Genomic DNA, 1,417 nt, shown 5'->3' with positions numbered 1-1,417 from the left:
CCGCAGCTGAAGGTGGGCGATACGGTGCGCCACATCAAGTTCGGTGAGGGCAGGGTTCTCGCTCTGGAAGGCACCGGCGATAAGACCGTGGCGAAGGTACGTTTTGCCTCCGAAGAGAAGCGTCTGCTGCTGCGGTATGCGCCGTTGGAGAAAGTCTCGTAGACCCCCGACCCGCAGGGTGCATCCGAACACGTGATGCCACCCACAAAAACCGGGTTGATATGCACCCATAAGTGCACACTAACCTATATTTCCGATAAAGTAGAGATGAGAGGATTTCGAAAGCGTTTTCGCGCGCCCGCGCGGGTGCCAAGGCGCATCGTATGAACCTCATGAGACCAGGCCGTCGCACCCCATGCGGCGGCATCACTTCGACGAAGAAGGACACCTGTGGACCTTTTCGAATACCAGGCGCGCGATCTCTTCGCAAAGCACGGTGTACCCGTGCTCAAGGGTATTGTTGCGACCACTCCCGAAGAAGCAAAGGCAGCAGCTGAGGAAATCGGCGGCCTGACCGTCATTAAGGCTCAGGTTAAGACCGGTGGCCGCGGTAAGGCTGGCGGCGTGAAGCTCGCTAAAAACCCTGACGAGGCATACGAGTACGCTCAGCAGATTCTTGATATGGATATCAAGGGTCATACAGTTCACCGCGTGCTGGTCGCACAGGGGGCTGACATTGCTGAAGAATACTATTTCTCGATTCTGCTTGACCGTGCAAACCGCTCGTACCTTGCCATGTGCTCGGTAGAGGGCGGCATGGAAATTGAGCAGCTCGCCGCTGAACGGCCCGAGGCTCTCGCTAAGGTTGAGGTGGACCCGCTGGTGGGTATCGACTCCGCTAAGGCACAGGAGATCGTTGAGGCTGCCGGGTTCTCTGCTGAGCTGCAGCCCAAGGTGGTTGAGGTTCTCGTGAAGCTGGGCGATGTCTTCAAGAAGGAAGATGCAACCCTCGTTGAGGTTAACCCCCTCGTGCAGACCCCCGAAGGCGATATTCTGGCTCTTGACGGCAAGGTCTCTCTCGACGATAACGCGGAATTCCGCCAGCCCGATCACGTGGCGCTTGTCGATAAATCCGCCGAAAACCCGCTGGAAGCTAAGGCTAAGCAGCACGACCTGAACTATGTGAAGCTCGATGGCGAAGTTGGCGTTGTCGGTAACGGCGCCGGTCTGGTGATGTCTACTCTGGATGTTGTGGCATACGCTGGCGAAAAGCACGGCAACGTGAAGCCCGCCAACTTCCTCGATATCGGTGGCGGCGCATCCGCTGAGGTCATGGCTGCGGGTCTTGAGATTATTCTGGGCGATGAGCAGGTTAAGAGCGTTTTCGTGAACGTCTTCGGCGGTATCACCTCGTGCGATGCCGTGGCTGAGGGCATCGTGAAGGCGCTTGAGATTCTGGGCGATTCCGCAACTAAGC

Annotated in this window: 2 protein-coding genes; both read left to right on the top strand. The window is 57.4% G+C overall.

The features are described 5' to 3' along the window. Positions 1 to 162: hypothetical protein (locus HMPREF2554_RS12010; protein WP_168160877.1), on the top strand; the 162-nt coding region annotated here is incomplete at its 5' end. 228 nt (positions 163 to 390) lie between these two features. Continuing rightward, positions 391 to 1,417 (top strand): ADP-forming succinate--CoA ligase subunit beta (gene sucC, locus HMPREF2554_RS08095; RefSeq protein WP_070554619.1); only part of this gene is annotated, 1,027 nt, incomplete at its 3' end.

The organism is Rothia sp. HMSC071F11, from assembly GCF_001809115.1.
In the GTDB taxonomy this organism is placed as follows: Bacteria; Actinomycetota; Actinomycetes; order Actinomycetales; family Micrococcaceae; genus Rothia; species Rothia dentocariosa.
The sequence above is the reverse complement of the archived record's forward strand: the minus strand, read 5'-3'. Positions and strand labels throughout refer to the sequence as shown.